We start from the raw sequence: 18,240 nt of genomic DNA, 5'->3' as shown, positions 1-18,240 counted from the left end.
CATGGCGGACAGTAAAGACAGGCAGGCTGCCCGCCTTGTGCGCCTCTATGAGGACGCGGAAATACTGATCCTTCGTGAGCTCTCGGCAGCTATTAAGCACGGCACCTATGAGGATGTTAACCGGCTCCTCTACCGCGACGCTGAGGTTCGGAAGCTCTTAGAGCGGGCCCGTCGTATCCTTACCGCCGCTGGGGCTAAGACCACCAGCATGGTCGAGGAGTTGGCCGTGGCGGAGTTTAAGGCCGCGATGCTCGGAGTCCTAGAAGATGTGGGGCGCAGTGCTGAGGCGATACCCACCGTGGCCGCCCTGTCAGCCGTACAGGTAGCGGCCACCGGCGCCTCGCAGGCGATAGCGTCCACACATCTCAGGGTCGTCCGTGAAGTCTCCGACGTGTACCGCAGTATCACCGCCCAGACGGTACAGTCCTCGATTATTGCCGGGGCTGACCATAGGGCAGCAATGAGGCACGCCCTCAACCAATACGCCGACAGGGGCATCACCGCATTTGTGGATAGGGCCGGGCGTAAATGGGCGCTTGACTCCTACGTGGACATGTCCGTAAGGACGATGAGGAATCAGGCCACCCAGGAGGGGCACCTATCCGGTTATGAGCAGGCCGGTGTGGAGCTGGTGCGCGCTTCGTGGCACACGGCCTCGGCGCCGCAGTGCTACCCGTTCCAGAATCAACTTTTGGCGATCTCGGGCGGGGCAGGGGTACGTGAGATGGTAGACCCGGCGACGGGGGAGCAGGTGACGGTGCATGTCAAGGACACGCTGAGGGGTGCAATCAGCAAGGGATATCACCACCCCAACGCAATCCTCGGAGGAGAGCAGACTATCGACACCTTCGCCGGAACCGTAGGCGCATCAAAGGGCACCTACTTCGGCCCAGCGTTCACGATTCGCACCGCGAAGGGACACAAGGCGACCGTCTCCCCTGAACACCCGATACTTACCAGCAGAGGGTGGCGTACTGCCGAGAGCATCCGCGTAGGCGATCATCTTTTCAACACCGTCGAGAGTGACCGGACGGTACCCGTTATCGGAGGTGAGCCGAAGCTCGAAGAGATGCCAGCCACTGTTGAGGATGAATTTGCTTCGCTCAAACGCTATGGCACGAGCACTAGCGCTACTACCTCCGGATACCACTTCAATGACGACAGGCAGTTTCTCAAGGGTGAAGTCGACGTTGTAATGGCCGATGACTGTTTGCTGCCTGTACCCGACACCAAGATCGTTAAGGAAACCGGCGAAGTGCGTTTCGTTTGGCCCGATATGGGTAGGGGCGAAGCAGTTGGTCATAGCGGTCTTCATTCGCTGCTCCATGGAGTTGCTACTCCGGTAGGAGGGGCCTTGCCTCAAGGTGATGCCTTCCTTCTTGAGGCGTCGCCTAATGGTGGTGCCGCTAACCCCAAGCTGGGAGCCAATCTGCTCGCAGCTGAGGCCGGTTTCGTACAGGTCGATAACTTCGGGGATGTTGATGTTGCGCCGGGCCTTGATGGGCGGGAGACCGGCAGCCTTGAGGCGCTTTCCTACCGTCGACCTGGAGACTCCGAACATCCGTCCGATGTCTGTGCAGCTGTGCCCGGCGTTGTGGAGTCGGACGAGGTGGTTAGTGTCGAGAAATTCATATTTAGGGGCCATGCGTACGACTTCCAAACCGAACTAGGTTTCTATGCTTTGAATGGAATTGTAGTACACAACTGTCGGCACCGCGATACCGCCTACACCCCGGGCGACCCAACACCACAGGTCCCGATGGATAGCCCCGCTGAGAACAAACGTAAGTACAAGGCGACACAACAGCAGCGGTACATGGAGCGGCAACTCCGCCGCTGGAAACGCCGCGAGGCCGTAGCTCTCTCCCCACTTGACCGGGACACTGCCCGCGCCAAAACGAAAGGGTGGAACCGGCGCATCCGGGAGCACGTCAATAACCACGAGCACCTCACCCGATGGTCGCACCGCGAACGACCGAGAAGCTGACCGCACACACAACACCCGCATCATCTGGGGCAGTGGCAGACCAGGAGTTACCACAAACCAAGACAATGAAGGGACACCCATATGTCAGACACCACCGCCTCCGTCGCCGACGAGCAGAACACTGAGAACACCACCCAGCAGCCGGGGCAGGAGGAAGGCCAGGAGCCCACCAGCCCGCAGCACAACGAGGAGGGCGATGACCGTATCTCCCAACTCAACGCTGAGGCCGCGAAGTGGCGCACGAAGTTCCGCGAGCAGGAAAAGGCGACCGCCGAGTTCGAGAAACGCCAGCAGGAGATCGAGCAGCAGTTCGAGTCCTACAAGCAGAACCTGGCTAAGGTCATGGGCCTCGCGGAGGAGGAAGACGTCGAGGACCTCGGCAAGAAGTACCAGGAGCAGGCTAAGGCCGCCGATGAGCGGTACAACCAGCTGCGTCAGCGGGTAGCGCTCAGCGAAGCGGTACAGAAGGCTAAGGCCGACCCGGATCTGACTGTCCCCTTCATTAAGGGCGGTGAAGCATTCGCAGCCCTTGACCCGTCCGCCGATGACTACGAAGCCCAGGTGGCTGAGCTCGTCTCGGAGACGGTGGCAGCAACCCCGAAGCTGCGCGCCCAGGTGGCGCCCGCATCTTCCGGTAACGCTCCGACACCATCCGAAAACAGTGGCTCCCGCAAGCTCACCGTAGAGGACCTGGACAACATGTCCCCTGAGGAAATCTACGAGGCGCGTAAGGCCGGGAAGCTAAACCACCTATTCTAAGGAGATACGCGTATGTCTGTCGCATCCTTTATCCCTAAGCTCTGGGCACCGGAACTCATCGTTCCGTTCCAGAAGTCCAGCATCTACACCCAGCCGGGCATCGCTGACACCAAGTACCAGCCAATGCTCCAGAACAGTGGCGACACCGTGGAGATTAACTCCATCGGCAACGCCACCATCAAGAACCACGACCGTACCAAGGACCTTGAGTACGACGACCTGACCACGACCTCTGTGAAGCTGGTCATGGACCAGGAGAAGTACTACGGTTTCCGCGTCTCCGACGTTGACCGTGTGCAGGCGGCCGGTGACTTCGCCTCCGCCGCTACCAACCAGCACGGCTCCGAAATGGCCGACGAGATTGATAAGGCTGTCGCAAAGGCATTGAAGGAGGGTGCTAGCAACAAGCTGCCGAACCAGACGGTGTTTGACGGCTCCGACTTCTACCGCCCCGGAAAGGGCCAGATCACCGCGTGGGACGTTGTTCGCAAGCTCGCCACCGAGCTGAACAAGGTGTCCGCACCCACCGCCCAGCGCTGGATCGTGGTCGGTCCTAACTTCGGCTCCGCCCTTCTTGCGGACCGTCGCGTCACCCAGGCGCATGCAGCGGGTACTGACATTGTGGCCCGTAATGGCCTCATCTCGTCTATCCCGCAGCTTGGTCTGAACGTGTACCAGTCCAACAACGCCCCGGTCACCGCAGGCCGCGAGGGCATTGTGGCGGGTGTTCCTGGTGCCCTGGCGTTCGCTACCCAGCTCCGTGAGCTGGAGGCGTTCCGTGACCCGGATCGCTTCGGCGATATTATCCGTGGCCTTCAGGTCTTCGGCGCGAAGGTAGTCAACCCGAAGGGTCTGGTCTACGTCGAGACCGACGTGGCTCAGGGCGCCCTCGGCTCCGCTGCACCCGCCGACGCGGCCTAGCAGCTAGTGCCCTACCTACGGTTGCCACCGGCACGGCGACCTAGGGCGGGCGCTACATAGGGCGGTCTACCCATCCTCTAGATAGGTGCTAGAGGGGTGTTGGGTAGCCCGCCCTTTTCCATACCTACAACACAATGATGTTTCCCCTTTTGGAGGTGGGGAGCGGTGAACATTGAAATGAACTACATTGACCGGACGGAGCTTATTGCTGACGCTATTCCCGGCACCTATGACGGTTTAGACGATGCTCAGCTAGACAGTCTCATTACCCGGGCATCGATGCTGATGCGCCGCTACACTAAATCCGCTGTCTACGCGGTAGACGAGTACGGGATGCCGACAAGTGACCGTATTCGGTCGGCATTCCGTGACGCCACGAGTGCCCAGGTACTTGCTTGGGTTGAGGCCGGGGTTGTGGGGGAGTTGTCGACCGGCGGCGCCAATGTGGAGGCATCCGTGGCCTCCTCATCTAACAACGGCTCGTCGGTGTCTTTCGATAACAGCGTATCTACCGCAGCCCGTACCCGTCTTCTCGCCGGGGAGCCGTCCGAGGGCGCGCTCCTCATCCTGGAGGACGCCGGTCTTATTGGTGTCCAGCCATGGATTCGGGTGTAGAGGCGATGCGTAGCAACACGAGCGAGACCCTGGCGCGCCTCTGGTTTAGGCATGAGGTGAAGCTCCAGGGTGAGGAGATACGAACCGCTAGGGGCGTCACATACGGGCCGGAGCGCACCGTCATGGCGTCTATCAACATGCAGTCCCGCGTGGTGCAGTCCGGCGTAGGGCGTGGGGAGGAGGTCACCGTGGCCGGTACCCTCAACTGGGATGTGGAGGGGCCACTCCCAGCTATCGGCTCCACGGTGACGATACCGTCAGAGTTCGGGGCGAAACCGCAGCGGAAAGTCGTCACAGCCCGCAGAGCCTACACCGGAACCGGGTTAACACCGGACCATGTGGAGGTGACTATCCTATGAGCCTTCGACTCAACACCGAGCAGGTCAAGCAGCGGGTGAAACAGGGCGCGGTACAAGGCGTGTCGGAGGCGGCGCGTGTCGTTGAGGCCACCTCCGTCGACCTCACCCCGCTGGGCGAGACAGGAAACCTACGCCAGTCCGCACAAGCAGTGCCCGGCACGGATACAGGCGGCAAGGTTGAGGGCGTTGTTCGCTACGACGGCCTGCCCTACATCCGCCGCCAGCATGAGGAGACCACCTGGAACCACCCGCGTGCGGGCCAGGCCAAGTACCTGGAGACGGCGCGGGCCCAGAACGCCGAGAGAGTGGCCCAAATTATTCGGAATCATGTTAAGGGGATGATCTAGGTGCCCGAGTACAACACGCAGAGCGAACCACGCCCCGCCACCCATGAGGACTTCGCCGACCACCTCGCCGCCTACCTCCACGCCCAGGGTGTGTGCGCGGACCCTACAGGAAACCAGGAAGACGGGGACACCCCGGCCGTGTTCATCGGGAGGATGCTAGACCAACCGGACCGCGCCCTCTGCATCTTCAACGTGAGCATCGGGAACGACTGGTCCGACAGCAACCCGACAGCCCGGTTCAGTCTCGCATTCCGTGGCGCATCCGAGGACCAGCTGACCCCAGCTAGGGACGCAGCCCGCGCCATGAATGCCCTGCATGACCTCACCGATATTCAGCTGACCGCGCAGCAGGGCGTCCTAGTCTGCCGACGGGTCTTAAATGATCCACCAGTGCCGGATTCAAACATTCGCTGGCATAGCATCGACACCTACGAGGCAGTGCTGGCAGTCCCATCAACTCCCTAGGAGACCATCATGGCAATTGCTAAGTACGCGACGGCCCCGAACTCGTGCGAGCTGAATAAGCAGCTCAACCGTGGCTGGGCATTGCAGGTTAAGCCGGTAGGCGCCGACCCGGCAGAATACAAGTTCGTGCGAGGCGTCACCAGCCTCGGCGTCAACATCGAGACCAACACCGTCGACGCTTCCGATATTGACTCTAACGGCTGGGCGTCCGAGGAAAAGACCTCTCGTTCCCTCACTATTTCGGTTGAGGGCCAGTTTGCCCGCAAGGGTGACCTTGACCTCCTCACCGAGGACCAGCAGCTGCTGAAGGTGACCGGTGAGGAGCTCGGCTCGGACGGCAAGGTTGACTTCCGCACCTGGCGCACCGACATTGACGAGGGCTGGGAGGGTACGGCGACTAACTCGTTCACCTCCGGTTCCGGTGGCGCGAACGACCTCCGCACCTTCACCTCCGATCTCAAGTCTTCCTGTGAGCCGACCCGTATTCACTCCGTGAAGAAGGGCGAGGAGAAGAAGGAATCTACCCCGATTGATGAAGACGAGCTGCTGAAGATTATTCGCCCGAAGGGTGCAGCAGCAGCCGAGTCTGGAAACCCGGGCGGTGTGCCTGGCGCTTCTGACCAGTAGCCAGAGCGGCAGCCTAAACCCCAATTCTCCCCGCCCCAGTGGCGGGTGAGCGAACCCCCGCGTTGCTTTGTCCTTTCCTGCGCGGGGGTTTCGTCATGCCGTAACTGACCGCGTATGCGGACCGTTCATAATCCAGGGTGTTGAAACACAAGCGCATAGGAAAGGACATGCGATGACCGACTTCGGGCAACTACAGGAGCACCTCGACTCCAACGACGTAAAGTTCACGCTGAACGGCAAGGAGTACACGGTGGACCCCACCGCGCAGGACGTACTCAAGTTTCACGTACACCTGAACTCGAGCACCGAGAAAACGGCGGCGGGGCAGGGCCTCGCCACCTTCGAGCGCGTCGCACACCTCGTCGGGTCGAAGTTCGATACCGAGACCGGCAAGATTACCGGGGGCCTCCTCGGCCAGCTAATGAAGGACGGCGCCACCTTCCCACAGCTCAACCACATCGTGGAAACCATTCACATCAAGTACACGAGCGGCGACGACCTGGCTAAGGCGTACTTTGAAACCGGGTCGGTAAAAAAAGCACTCGAGAAGTTGAACAACGACTCCCAGGAGAACCAGGAGACGGGCCAGACGAGTGGCGAGACCAGTGGGGACGACTAAGACGTGACCCCGATGGGTGGGCCTACGCCCCGGACAGTGACCTCTGGTACGACCCCTACGCGGGGGCATACTCGGAGAACGATCCGGGAGGCGGGCCGCCAGACCTCTTCATCCTTGAGACATACGGCGAGTACGTACGTGAGTGGTGGGCGGAGAAGATTCAAGAACGGCCCGACGTGGATATGTCTAAACTGACATGGCCCTCCATGCTCTCCCGCTGGGACGACATAGAAACCGACTTTCATCACTTCTACCAGATAGACCTTGGTGACGGTGTGCTAGCTGACCGCCGCTGGCGGTGGTTCAGAATACGGCTAATCAGGCTACTGGGCGAGGATACAGCCATCGCCCGTGGCCTTGGATTACGCAAAACACCCAGCTTGAAGGAGTAGCGTATGGCCGCCCTGGACCTTGGCGATCTTGGTTTCAAAATCACGGTTGAGACCGGCGAGTTTGACCGTGCTATGGGCCGTGTTGAGCAGGCCGCCAGGAAGGTAGACAAGCAGCTCGACAATACCGGCAAGAAGAAGCTTTCCGTCAAGGCCGACGGCGGGCAGCTCGATAAACTCCAGTCCTCGGCTAGGGACGCGGCTGGTGCGCTTGACCAGGTAGGCAGCAAGCGTGTGGCCCCCAGTGTGGAGACCGGGGGCTTGGGGCAGGTGAAGACAGCGGCGGCTGAGGCTGCCGGGAGCATGGGGGAGCTGAACTCCCACGCCGGTGAAACCGGCTCCGTGTTCTCCGGTGCGGCTGGCGGTATCGCCAAGTTTGTTGGCGCGGCTGTAAGCCTTGGTTCTATTGCCACGGCGGCTAAGGCTGTGGCGTCTGCCGGTATGGACTTCCAGTCCCAGATGAACACCCTATCCGCTGTTTCTGGGGCGACTGGCGCGCAGCTGGCGGCGGTTGGCACCAAGGCCCGAGAGTTGGGCACCGATGCCTCCCTGACAGCCACCTCGGCCTCTGACGCGGCGGCAGCCATGACTGAGCTGGCTAAGGGTGGCTTCACCGTTGAGCAGTCGATGACGGCGGCGAAGGGCACCCTTCAGCTGGCGGCTGCGGCGCAGGTTGAGGCGGCAGACGCGGCGACTATCCAATCCCAAGCGCTGCAGGCGTTCAACCTTGGGGCTGACGAGGCGGCTCGGGTGTCCGACATTCTGGCCGGTGCGGCTAATGCTTCCTCGGCTGAGATGACTGGTATCGCGCAAGGCCTTCAGCAGGCCGGTACCGTGGCCAACCAGTTTGGCCTGACTATTGACGACACCGCCACGTCCCTAGCGATGCTGGCTAACGCCGGTATTCAAGGCTCCGACGCCGGTACTCTGCTGAAGTCTGCGATGCTGGCGCTGACGGACCAGGGTAAACCGGCACAGGCGGCGATTGAGGAGCTGGGCCTTACGGTGTACGACGCCAACGGCAAGTTTGTTGGCATGTCTGACCTCCTGGGGCAACTCAAATCTGCCTCGGAGTCGATGACGGAGGAGCAGTACCAGGCGGCCACCGCCGTGCTGTTCGGCTCGGATGCTATGCGCCTTGCCGGTGTCGCTGCGGTGCAAGGCTCTGAGGGCTTCGACACGCTCAAGGAAGCCGTCACCAGGCAGGGGCAGGCCGCTGAGGTCGCCGCAGCACAGACACAGGGCTTGCCGGGCGTGTGGGAGCGCGTGCAGAACACCATGGAGGACCTCTCCCTCGGCGTGTTCGACCAGGTGGATGACCAGCTGGTGCGCATGGGCAACGGCGCGGTAGACGCCCTTGACGCCGCCGCCCCCAAGATTGAGGCGTTCGCCTCCAGTATGGCGGGCCTGGCCGGTACCTCGATGGACGGCTTGGGCAAGACGGTGGAGCTGTGGGGCAAGCTGCCCGGCCCGGTGAAGGACACCGCCGTCGCCCTTGGTGCGGTGAATATGGCGATGAAGCTTCTTCGCACCGAGCGGGGCGCAAACGCGGTAACCAAGCTGGCTGAGTCCTTCGCTAACACCAAGTCAAGCCTTAAAATCTTTGGCTCCTCCATGTCGGAGGCCTACGGCTACATGCGGCAAGCCAACCCCGAGATGAGCCGCGCCGGTGCCGCCATGCGCGTCCTCGGCGGGCAGGGCGGCGTAGCTGCCGCTGGCATGTCTAAGCTCAAGGCTGCCGGTATGGGCGTGATGGACATGTTCGGCGGGCCGTGGGGCATTGCCCTGGCAGCCGCGACGGCTGTCATAACTGACGTTATCGCCTTCAACCGGAGGGCCTCGCAGGCGCAGGAAGACTACAAGGACGCCACACGGTCGGCGGCTGAAGCGCAGGAACGGCTCAATAGTGCCCTCGCAGGCACCCACGCCCCATTCACCAAGGAACAGTTCGAAGACGCCAAGCTGGTGGCTGAGGGCTACACCGCCAGCATCCGCATGAACGGTGAAACCATGGCAGGCTGGCGCGGTGAAGCCATTAAGGCCGTTGATGTGGCCGGGTTACTCGGCTCAAGCCAGAGCAAGGCGTGGCAGGAGACCATTAAGCAGGCCGAGATTATGGGTGAGGCCAGCCTCCTCACCGGCGACGCTCTGAAGGCCCAGGGTAAGGATTGGGAAGACCTGGGCGAGATTGTGGCCCGGGGCGGCCAGGAATACAAAGACGTTATCGCGCAGCTCAATAGTGTCGAGGGGCACTGGTGGAATGACCAGGGTGAAGCCGCCCAGAAGGCTGTGGCAGACCTTGAGTCTGCACGCCACGAGTACGAAATGGCTATTGATGCGGCGCGTAGTGCCGACCCCGCCTTCCAGGCCATTGGCGAGTCCATTGGTGTGCTGGCGGACGAGGCGGCCTCGGCTGAGGATAAGCTTTCCGCTCTGAAGCGCATCATGGATGAAATGTCTGGTGGCGCGTTGAGTAAGGACCAGGCGCAGGCCGCCCTTGTGGGGGATATTGAGCAGCAGGCTGAGCAGGTTGAGGCCCTTGCCAAGGCTGTGGCCGAGGTTGGGCCGATTGAGCTTGACCCCGACGGCACGATTGACGCCACTACCAGCTCCGGCGCGAAGGCTGTATCCATGATTACTGAGCTTGGTGACAGTATGGCGGAGGCCGCTGTGGCTGGGGTTGATGTGGATGAAATCTTTGCCTTGCAGGCCGACAACATGGAGGGGCTACGCAACGCCCTAGGCCTGACCGAGGAGCAGTTCCAGAACCTGATGCAGTCCTACGGCATCACCCGTGAAGTCCTCGCCCTCCCGCTTGAAATGAAGGGCGCGGACACGGTTGAGCAGCAGATAGCCAAGCTGGAGACCGGGCTGGCCGGATTGAAGGAAGGCAACTCCGTTGAGATTGCCCCGCCAGACCCCGCTGTGGTGCTTGCCCTCGAGGACATGGGCTACAAGATTGAGCACCTACCCAACGGCAACATCGAGATCACTTCTACCGCTGATGTGAACATCGAGGAGCTGGACGATCTTCACTCCAAGGTGGACGAGATTGACGGGCTGCACGCCAAGGCCACAGCCGAGCTGGATACGACCGAGTTCGGACTGAATGCCGAGCAGGCCCGCGCCATTGGTGAGGAGCTGGACGGGCTGGACGTATCCCCCGAAGCCGACCTGATTATTGAGAAGCTCCTCCAGGGCAAGGATGTATCCGTTGGTGAGCTGAACATGCTGAGCCAGGAGAAGGCTGTGCCCACCGCCGACCTTGAGAAGTCCCTGCTTGATGCTGGTGTGTCGGATGCTTTGGTGAAGACCGCGAACCTTGGGGAGCAGCGCCCCACCCCGAAGTCGGATATGGATAATTCGTCGTTCATGGCGAAGGCCCGCGCCATGATGGACATGATTGGTATGCTCACCCGCCCGATGACCACCACGGTAACCTTCGTGGGTAGGAAGGTTGGCCAGTGGCTGAGCCGTGAGCACGGCGGGCAGATACCAGCCCTAGCGATTGGTGGAAACACTGGCTACAGGCTGCCCGGCACCGGTCCTGGCACCAACATTGTGGACGGCTTCATGGGCGTCACAGATGACGGATTCCCCATTGCCCGCGTCAACCGCAACGAGTGGGTGATTAACGACAAGTCCAGCGAGAAGTTCAACGGCACCCTCGCGGCGATTAACGCCAACGACCCCCGTGGCATTATGGCCAACCTGGCGCATGAACTCCCCGCCCTTGAGACGGGCGGGCGCACCAAGTCGGAAGAAGTCAAAAGCATCCTTGCCCCGTACAACAACGGGCCCTATGTGATGGGCGGATTCAGCCCTTCGTCGTTTGACTGCTCGGGTGCAGTGTCCGCAGGCGTGAACACCTACCTTGGGCTTGACCCGTTCGACTCCCGCATGTCCACCGTCAATGAGGGCGCATGGCTGGCTGCCAAGGGCTTCAAGTCCGGTCGCGGCAACGGCAACGAGCTTGTGGTGGGCTGGTATGACTACGGCGGCGGCGCCAATGGCCACACCGCCATGATGCTGCCGGATGGAACGTTTATTGAGTCGGGTGGCAACACCGGGCAGGGTATGACGATTGGCGGTGCTGCCGGGCCTTTGGATGGGCGCGGCTTCACCAACTTCATGTACCTGCCCGGCTCCGATAAGGACAGCGGCAATGGGATGACTGGCGACCTTGGGGAGACTGACGGCTACGGCACCGACATTGGGGACATTGCCGATGTTGCCGGTGGTGGTGCCCGCGCTCGGGCCTCCTGGAAGAACGTTTCGGCACCCGAGGCGGGTAAAACTTTCCACGCTCCAGGCCTTGCCTCCAACCGTGTTACAGCCACCGTTGGCGGCTCCTTGGGGGCTGCTAATAGGGCGCAAGCCCGCCAGTACGCCGACCAGTACGGCGTGCCGCAGTCAATGGTGGATCAAGCGTTCGGCTTTGCTAACCCGTTCGTTGGACAGAATAGCTACAGGCAGACCCTTGGCGAGCCTGCAACCAAGCAGATTCTCGGCATCGCCAAGCAGCTGGAAGGTGCTTTGGGTAAGGGCGGTATCGCCGCGCAGGTTGAGGCCGCCCTGAACGCCAAGACACCCAACTGGGATGTGTGGCTGAGGGTCAACGAAGACACCTTGGCCGCCTTCAACGAGCTTGGGGAGGCGCAGACCAACCGCAAGAACGCCTCCATGGAAATCACCGAGGCGGAGGAGAAGCTGGCGGAGCTTCGTAAGAACGCCTCCAAGTCGGATAAGGATGCGACCGAGAAGCTTGCAGAGGCCTACAAGAACCTGGAGAAGGCCAAGAGTAAGGAACTCACTAAGTCCTACACGGCGGCGAAGCGTGCCGACGATATTGAGAAGGCGGAGAAGAAGATCCGCGACCTCAAGGAGAAGGCCGACGAGAATGATGTGAAGTCGGCGCAGCGTATCGCTGAGGCGGAGCAGGATCTTGTTGAGGCGCGCCAGGCCGAGAAGGAAGCCATCGCTGAGGTCAATGACGCCCAGATTCGGTACAACGCTGCCCTGACTGTAGCGCCGATTAAGGCCGCCGCCTCCCTTGCGGATACCTTGGCTGAGGGTATGGGTCGTGTGGCGGACACCATGGGCCTCATGGCGGAGAACATGGACCGGGCTAACAAGGTGGCAGATGAGCGCCTTGAGGCTGAGCTGGCGGATGTTCAGGCCAAGCGTGGCGCTGTGGACGCGGCGCAGGCGTTGCGTGAGCTGGAGCGGCAGAATCAGCAGGCCCGCCATGATGATGTGCTAGCGCAGCAGCAGGCCGAGTATGACCTTGCTATGGCCCGCCACGAGCACGCCCAGAACGCCGGGAGTGCTGAGATTGACCTTGCGGGGCTTAGGCAGAAGGGCATTCTCGACGTGGCGCAGAGGGCTACCGATGCTGACCGTGTAGCTATGCTCTCTGCTTCTAGTGTGGCGGTGGCGGAGATGAATCTTGACGCTAGCCGCGCCGCTTCGGCTGAGGCGGAGTTCAACCGCAAGGTTGCGGTGGAGGAAGCTACCGCAGACCTGAACTATTCGCAGGAGATAGCCAAGCTCACCTCGGAGCGGCTTTCCGTCGCCACGATGAAGCTCGCCCAATCAGCGGCTGAGGCCGCCGGTGTGCTGGGTAACTCTGCTAGCGCTTTGGCTAAGGAGCAGGAAGGCAAGCAAAAGCAGGCCAAGGGCGCGGCTGGCATTCTTGGCGGTATTGCCCAGCTTGGTGCAGCGTTGGCGATGACCGTTGCCACGGGCGGCGCAGCACTCCCGGCAGCGTTGGCGTTGGGTGTTAGGGGTCTTGGTAGCTTGACGAAGGGTGCCACCAGTGTGGCTGAGGGCCGCGCCCAGGAGAAGGCTTACAAGGAGCAGGCAAAGAAGGAATACGACTCCCTATCGAAGGACGATAAACGACGGGTTGATACCGCTCGTGGCGGCCTTGCCGCTGGTGTGGTCGCTGGTGCCCTTGTGGGTGCTGCCGGTGGCTCCGGTGATGATGTGGCGGGAATGTTTGACGCCACCAGCGGACTGTTCAACTTGCCCCTGTACAAGAAGCAGATGACAGCCAAGTATGGGGCCGAGGCTGCCGAACTGTTGGCGGCGAAGGCGGAGGCTGACATTAACCGCCGCCGGAAGAAGCTGGAGCTTGACAAGGCCCGCCGCGACCTTAACCGGGTGAACACGATTAACCCGCGCAAGAATGAGCTGGCGGAAATGGCCCAGACCCTGAAGCAGCAGCTGGCGGAGCTTCAACAGGAGAACTCCCAGCTGGCCGGTGTTAACAACAGGCTGGACACCAACAACAGCCTGCTGGATGACAAGAAACGCTCTGTGCTTATGACGCTCGGCGGCTCCGGCTGGGGCCAAGACCTTGAGGCCGGTATGCGCGCCGCCGCCTCAGCAGGCGGGTTTGGTGGCGTGACCCGCGACGAGGTGGGGGAGTGGTCATCCCTCAATGTTGAGCAGGGCTGGCGCAACCTGGATAAGATGCGCGCCTTGGTGGAGCCAACCCTGGCACCGAAGGACACCGCCGCTGATGCTGCCGCCGCCAACGGCCTCATAGAGGGGCTGCCGGAGACTGCGGTGGGAGGGCGGTACGCCCGCCAGCTTGCAGACAGTGTTGTGGAGGGCGCGCAGCAGGCCGCCCAGCGCTCAGCCCAGGCCGGGATGGAGGCCAACCGCCGCCGCGCCTACGAGGACGCGGCCCAGGCCGTCCTCACCCAGATTGGCGGCGCCGGGGATACGACCCGTATTGATACGCAGTTCACGGGCGCGGTGACCGTGAACGCCAAGCTGGAGGACAAGGTGCTTAGTGGCCTGTCCTCGATGGTGAAGAATAGATAGGGAGACAGGCTGTGAGTATTGCTTGGGATAAAAAGTTTCGTATCACCCTGTGGGGTGTAGACGGGGAGCCTTTGGCGCTTAGCCGTCCGCGTAGGAAGCGCGAAGGCGTCTTCCTGGACGATGTACCGGACGGGCTTTCTGGCATGGCGAAGAAGCACCTTTGGGATGGGGCGTCGGGGGTGTGGCGGGGTACAAGCGTTACGCAGAATACTCTCCGTCTGGGCCTTGTTGTGCGCGGCCGTAATGTGCGTGGCGATGTTAACCGTCTCCTGTCCTCCCTAGGGGATGGGAGTGAGGCTGTTGGGTTGTCTATTACCTCGGCGGAGTGGGGGCATAGGTGGTACCGGGCGCGGACTCAGGATGTTTCAAAAATTGAGTGGTTCCAGTCTCCGGGCGGGGCGAAGGTCGCGAAGCTTAGCGTAATCCTGGAGTTCTCCGGAGATACGACACGCAGGTTTAGGGAGCGTCTGGAGCTTGGGCCGGGGGACCTGTACGGTCTTATCCCTATACTTATAGACGGGGATACGGACATTTGGCCTTCATTCCGTATCTCGGGGAGATATAAAAGCGCCAGGCTGAGGCTGACCGCTAAAGATACTTGGCAAGAATTACCCTATCGTGCTGCTGGGTGGGCTATTGACTCCCACCCCGAGCGGCGGTACGTCACTAACCTTTCTGGTGAGCCGGACTTTAGCGCTGTTGTCCCGTTCTGGCCTAACCCGGTTCATCCGGTGGATGGTATCGGCCAGGTGGAGGTTGACGTGGTAAGCCCGGGTAGTGACTTTAAATGTGTTATCGAGTGGATACCGGAGTTTAGCCGAGCATGGTAGTCAAGCACACCCCCCGCCATGAAGTCATCGACGCCCGCGTCTGGGATGTGTCAATGTCCCAGTGGTGGAGCCTCGCCCCTTGGGAGGAGATTAACCTCCAGTGGCGTGAGGATTGGGGCGTGGACACAGGTGAGATTCGCCTTGCGGAAGACCACCCGAGGGCTTCCCGGCTACGCGCCGCCCGCCATGTGCCAGTACCAGTCACCTTCGAGGTGAATGGTGTGCGCTGGGACGGCTACGTGGAGTCCACCGAGACGGGGCAGGAGGCAGATGGCACCCGATACCTGCGGGTGACGGTTCAGTCAGAGACGAAGCACTTTCACCGCATGTTGGGGCGCGGCCCTGTGGCGTCGGCGGCGGATGGTTCCTCAGATGTGGAGGAGGGACCGTTGGGGGAGGTAACCCATAAGCTTATTGCGCGTGGCGCGGTGCGCACCGGGCTTCCAACCTATGTGCTGATTGACCACGCGGGGGACCCGGTGCAGGTGGAGGTGCGCACCGAGGATTACGTGGCCGGTCTTTTGGAGGAGCCGCTGGCCGGGTCTGATTCTTTTGTGCAGGTGCGTAAGCTGCTGCCCGGTGAGGCTATTCCCGGGGTCGGTACGGCCCTCCACTATGAGGGGCCGATGGAACGCGATTGGGCTAAGGCCCAACTTGGGAAGGGGGTGTGGCCGATGGCGTCAATAAACCCCCGCGTATACGGTGCCGCCGTGCCGCTGGATGTTCCCCCTATGCCGGATAACTCTTGGGCCGGTAGGGGCCAGGTGGGGGATGGCGCCCTACTAGCCGAGCCGATGGACGGTATCTGCTGGGTGCCGTTCGAGACGGTAGTGGAGCGCCCTGTCGGCTACTACGCCGAGGTTGACCCGGCCGGCGTGCACGTGATTAGCCGCGACCGGATTAGTGTTGCCCCTGGGGCGCAGGCCGGACGCCCGCATTTCGTGACCCACTGGGCGGCGGGAACTTTCAAGGAAACCCCCGCCCTTAAGGCATCTATTTCCGACGGCCTGGTGAGAACTACCCAGGGTGAGGCTATAGGTAGTGTCGCGGAGGCACTAGGGAAGATAGGTAAGGGTGAGGCCTACGCCTGGAAAGATGGAGCGGGCTGGGTGCTGGCCACCCCGGAGGAGTTCCGGGCCGATAATAAGCGCTACGCGCCAACGGAGTACGGGCAGCCCCAAACGCCGGGCGTTTTGGTGTGGCAGCACGCAGGCCGGGATAGGCGTGGAGTCGTGTTTTCCTCCGCGCCCGGTGGTGGGCTGAAGCGGTGGGCCACTACGGAAACCGCACCCGATGGGGCGATGCTCATTGGTGGCGGCCAGTTGGACGCGCAAACTATTGCCGCCCTAGAGTCGGGTGTGCTTAAACCGCAGGGGACTGTGACCTCGGCGGAGGGCGATAAGGCTAAGGCGTTGCTGCCTTCCTCGGCTACGATGCCGGGGGCGGTGGAGCGCCTGGACGTGGACGTTCAGCCCCACGCCACGATTGACGGGACCGATGTGTCCTTCAGTAGGGCCGGGGGGCGGGTGAATATTGAGGCGGCCGGGCCTTTCTTCCTGCGGGAGAAATACATGAGTCTTTCCTCCACAGGGGGTACGAACCCTACCGCTGATATTGCCCGCGAGTGGGCGGCTTCCCAGGGTACAACTAGCATGAGCCTCACCCCAGGGCACCACCAAAGTGTAGTGTTCGGGGATGATATGCGCCGCCCCGATGGGCGTGTAGTACCGGGCTGGAAGCCGGGCGACCGTATCAGCTTTGTGGACGGTAACACCCGCGTCTCCGAGGTGATTATGGGCTATACGCTGAAAGCGTCCTCCACAGAGGAGCTGACTGTGGAGCCTATTCTTGGCAGGCGCGATAATGGCATTATGAGCCGGTTTAAGTCGTTGGTGTCCGACTCTGAGAGGTCTAGCCGTAAGGCTTTACTTGCCCCCGCTAGGAAGGTCCCCAAGCAGGCTGTGCAGGACATTGTGGATAAGTCGACGGGGGAGCTAACCCGCAGCTTCGAGGCATCCTATAGGGCTTACAGTGCCTCGCTAATGGAGCTGGGAGATACGTGGCGTCAAGAGCTTAAAAACGGATTGAGCGCGGAGCAGCAGGCCCGTGTGGAGGCACTACGTAACGAGCAACAGGCCCGTGAAAGGGCGGGCACAGACCTACGCGGACAGCTGGAGGCTAAGCTCAACTCGGCTAGCGCACAACTGTCTGGCCAGATAGCCTCTGAGCGGCAGTCCCGGCAGTCTGGTATTAGTGCCGAGGCTGAGGCGCGTAAGAATGCCCTGTCTTCGGAGGAAGCGGCGCGTAAGGCTGCTATTGCGGCTGAGGCACAGGCCCGCGCTTTGGGCGATTCTAACGAGGCTCGGGCACGCCAAAAGGCAATCAGCGACCTGTCCACCTCGTTCACGACGGAGCTGGAAACCTACGGGCGTCTCGTGAAGGAGGCCAAGGAGTACGTCGACCCGGCGACCGCCGCCGTGGTTGCTTTCTGGTCTGAGGAGAATCAGAACAACTTCAACAAGGCTGTGCAGCTCACCCTGGCCGCCCAATCTGCCTACAACGACGTAAACAACATCAAATGGGTATCGCAGGATGCGTGGAATGAGCAGCAGCAGAAAATCAACGACGCCGCCGCTAAATTCCAAGCGCAGCAGCTGGAAATCAATGATCAGAATGAGGCGTTCCGCAAGCTTACAGAGGAGCTTGACGCCCAGCAGACTGAGCAAATCGTTCAGCTTATTGCGGTGCAGAAGCAAATCGCGGATGAGTCTCGGGGCCGTATTCGGGAGATCATGGCGACCCCGGCAGGCACGTCAGACCCACGTATCCCCGTGGAGAAACGAAACGATGGGGAACCGGGGTGGCAAATCACGCTCACCGATATGGTGGGCGGGAGCGTATTTAACGTGCAGTGGCATGCTAGCACCGGCACGGCTCCGTCTGGCGCTACTGAAATCAAGCAGACTTATAGTATCGTCCGCACGCTTGATTCAAACTTAAGCTCGTACAACCTTACGTCAACTCCTAACCATGCTTTTGTTTTCGCCCGGTGGGCTTCCGTCTCGAAACGGCAGGTCACGGTTGATAAATCTGCTGACAGCAGCGCCATACCGCGTAGAACCTGGCAGAGCATAATGACTTACCCCGCCCCGACCAAGGTTGCCCGCCAAGCTACCTTGAGGCTGAAAGTCACATGGGCGGCATCTACCTATGACGACATGTACGGCATCCGTATTCGTGCAGGCGATAGGACGCTCCGCCAGTACATGATGACGAAGTTGGGGCCGCTGACTTTCCTCGGCAATGGCGAGAAGTGGATGTCCACGACGGTGTCTAACCAGGTGTTGCAGCCTGGGGAGACTATCAGCGCCGAGGTTTACACGTCGGCTCTTACGGATGGTGCTCGGCGTATGAAGAGCGCGGAGCTTACCGGTACCTGGATTGAGGAGGTCTAGGCGCTCCGCCTTCCTAATTCCGACCGCATTCAC

12 protein-coding genes and 1 pseudogene are annotated in these 18,240 nt (G+C 61.2%); 12 read left to right on the top strand and 1 reads right to left on the bottom strand.

Going from position 1 to position 18,240, the window contains the following annotated elements; genetic code table 11:
• Window position 1 precedes the first annotated feature (1 nt).
• Window positions 2-802 (top strand): annotated as a pseudogene (locus CAURI_RS14325) (phage minor capsid protein); the annotation flags it as partial.
• Between the two features lie 66 nt (window positions 803-868).
• Here CAURI_RS14325 and CAURI_RS14320 read toward each other — a convergent pair.
• Window positions 869-1,303: a DUF559 domain-containing protein gene (locus CAURI_RS14320; protein WP_420805240.1), complete on the bottom strand. Its 435-nt coding sequence runs from the start codon at window positions 1,301-1,303 to the stop codon at window positions 869-871.
• On the opposite strand from CAURI_RS14320, the gene CAURI_RS14315 reads away from it, so the two are divergent.
• The 11 genes from CAURI_RS14315 (at window position 1,196) to CAURI_RS10330 (ending at window position 18,207) form a co-directional block, all read left to right on the top strand.
• The gene (locus CAURI_RS14315) at window positions 1,196-1,987 is read left to right on the top strand and encodes a phage minor capsid protein (protein WP_420805239.1); all 792 of its coding nucleotides are present in this window, start codon (window positions 1,196-1,198) and stop codon (window positions 1,985-1,987) included. The two genes, CAURI_RS14320 and CAURI_RS14315, sit on opposite strands and share 108 nt — an antisense overlap.
• An 81-nt stretch (window positions 1,988-2,068) precedes the next feature.
• Window positions 2,069-2,746, top strand: a complete 678-nt coding sequence (locus tag CAURI_RS10385; protein ID WP_010190955.1) for a hypothetical protein — start codon at window positions 2,069-2,071, stop codon at window positions 2,744-2,746.
• Between the two features lie 12 nt (window positions 2,747-2,758).
• A complete protein-coding gene (locus CAURI_RS10380; RefSeq protein ID WP_010190953.1) occupies window positions 2,759-3,667 on the top strand; it encodes a phage major capsid protein in 909 nt (302 codons plus the stop codon).
• 165 nt (window positions 3,668-3,832) lie between these two features.
• Window positions 3,833-4,282 (top strand): hypothetical protein, encoded by a 450-nt coding sequence (locus CAURI_RS10375; protein ID WP_010190951.1) that lies wholly within the window; start codon window positions 3,833-3,835, stop codon window positions 4,280-4,282.
• 5 nt (window positions 4,283-4,287) lie between these two features.
• Window positions 4,288-4,641 (top strand): hypothetical protein, encoded by a 354-nt coding sequence (locus tag CAURI_RS10370; RefSeq protein WP_012715241.1) that lies wholly within the window; start codon window positions 4,288-4,290, stop codon window positions 4,639-4,641.
• On the top strand, window positions 4,638-4,988 hold the full coding sequence (locus CAURI_RS10365; protein WP_010190948.1) for a hypothetical protein: 351 nt from the start codon (window positions 4,638-4,640) through the stop codon (window positions 4,986-4,988). Before CAURI_RS10370 ends, CAURI_RS10365 begins: the two co-directional genes overlap by 4 nt.
• The gene (locus CAURI_RS10360) at window positions 4,989-5,453 is read left to right on the top strand and encodes a phage tail terminator protein (RefSeq protein WP_010190947.1); all 465 of its coding nucleotides are present in this window, start codon (window positions 4,989-4,991) and stop codon (window positions 5,451-5,453) included.
• A 9-nt stretch (window positions 5,454-5,462) separates the two neighbouring features.
• Entirely contained in the window at window positions 5,463-6,080 is a 618-nt protein-coding gene (locus CAURI_RS10355; RefSeq protein WP_010190946.1) for a phage tail tube protein, read from the top strand.
• Window positions 6,081-6,252: 172 nt separating this feature from the next.
• Window positions 6,253-6,699 carry a DUF7426 family protein gene (locus CAURI_RS10350; protein ID WP_010190945.1) on the top strand — a complete coding sequence of 149 codons (447 nt, stop codon included), beginning with the start codon at window positions 6,253-6,255 and terminating at the stop codon, window positions 6,697-6,699.
• Between the two features lie 395 nt (window positions 6,700-7,094).
• Window positions 7,095-13,922, top strand: a complete 6,828-nt coding sequence (locus CAURI_RS10340; protein ID WP_010190943.1) for a phage tail tape measure protein — start codon at window positions 7,095-7,097, stop codon at window positions 13,920-13,922.
• Between the two features lie 823 nt (window positions 13,923-14,745).
• Window positions 14,746-18,207: a hypothetical protein gene (locus CAURI_RS10330; protein ID WP_010190939.1), complete on the top strand. Its 3,462-nt coding sequence runs from the start codon at window positions 14,746-14,748 to the stop codon at window positions 18,205-18,207.
• Window positions 18,208-18,240: the final 33 nt, after the last annotated feature.

The sequence above is a fragment of the Corynebacterium aurimucosum ATCC 700975 genome (assembly GCF_000022905.1).
GTDB classification, from domain to species: Bacteria; Actinomycetota; Actinomycetes; order Mycobacteriales; family Mycobacteriaceae; genus Corynebacterium; species Corynebacterium aurimucosum_F.
Note: the sequence above shows the minus strand (reverse complement) of the source record. Positions and strands in the feature narration are given on the sequence as shown.

Excerpts from the sequence above, each read along its gene's own strand:
- CAURI_RS10355 (WP_010190946.1), top strand. The coding sequence starts at position 5,463 with ATGGCAATTGCTAAGTACGCGACGGCCCCGAACTCGTGCGAGCTGAAT.
- CAURI_RS10330 (WP_010190939.1), top strand. The coding sequence starts at position 14,746 with ATGGTAGTCAAGCACACCCCCCGCCATGAAGTCATCGACGCCCGCGTC.
- CAURI_RS10340 (WP_010190943.1), top strand. The coding sequence starts at position 7,095 with ATGGCCGCCCTGGACCTTGGCGATCTTGGTTTCAAAATCACGGTTGAG.
- CAURI_RS10370 (WP_012715241.1), top strand. The coding sequence starts at position 4,288 with ATGCGTAGCAACACGAGCGAGACCCTGGCGCGCCTCTGGTTTAGGCAT.
- CAURI_RS10385 (WP_010190955.1), top strand. The coding sequence starts at position 2,069 with ATGTCAGACACCACCGCCTCCGTCGCCGACGAGCAGAACACTGAGAAC.
- CAURI_RS10365 (WP_010190948.1), top strand. The coding sequence starts at position 4,638 with ATGAGCCTTCGACTCAACACCGAGCAGGTCAAGCAGCGGGTGAAACAG.
- CAURI_RS14315 (WP_420805239.1), top strand. The coding sequence starts at position 1,196 with ATGGCCGATGACTGTTTGCTGCCTGTACCCGACACCAAGATCGTTAAG.
- CAURI_RS14320 (WP_420805240.1), bottom strand. The coding sequence starts at position 1,303 with ATGACCAACTGCTTCGCCCCTACCCATATCGGGCCAAACGAAACGCAC.
- CAURI_RS10380 (WP_010190953.1), top strand. The coding sequence starts at position 2,759 with ATGTCTGTCGCATCCTTTATCCCTAAGCTCTGGGCACCGGAACTCATC.
- CAURI_RS10350 (WP_010190945.1), top strand. The coding sequence starts at position 6,253 with ATGACCGACTTCGGGCAACTACAGGAGCACCTCGACTCCAACGACGTA.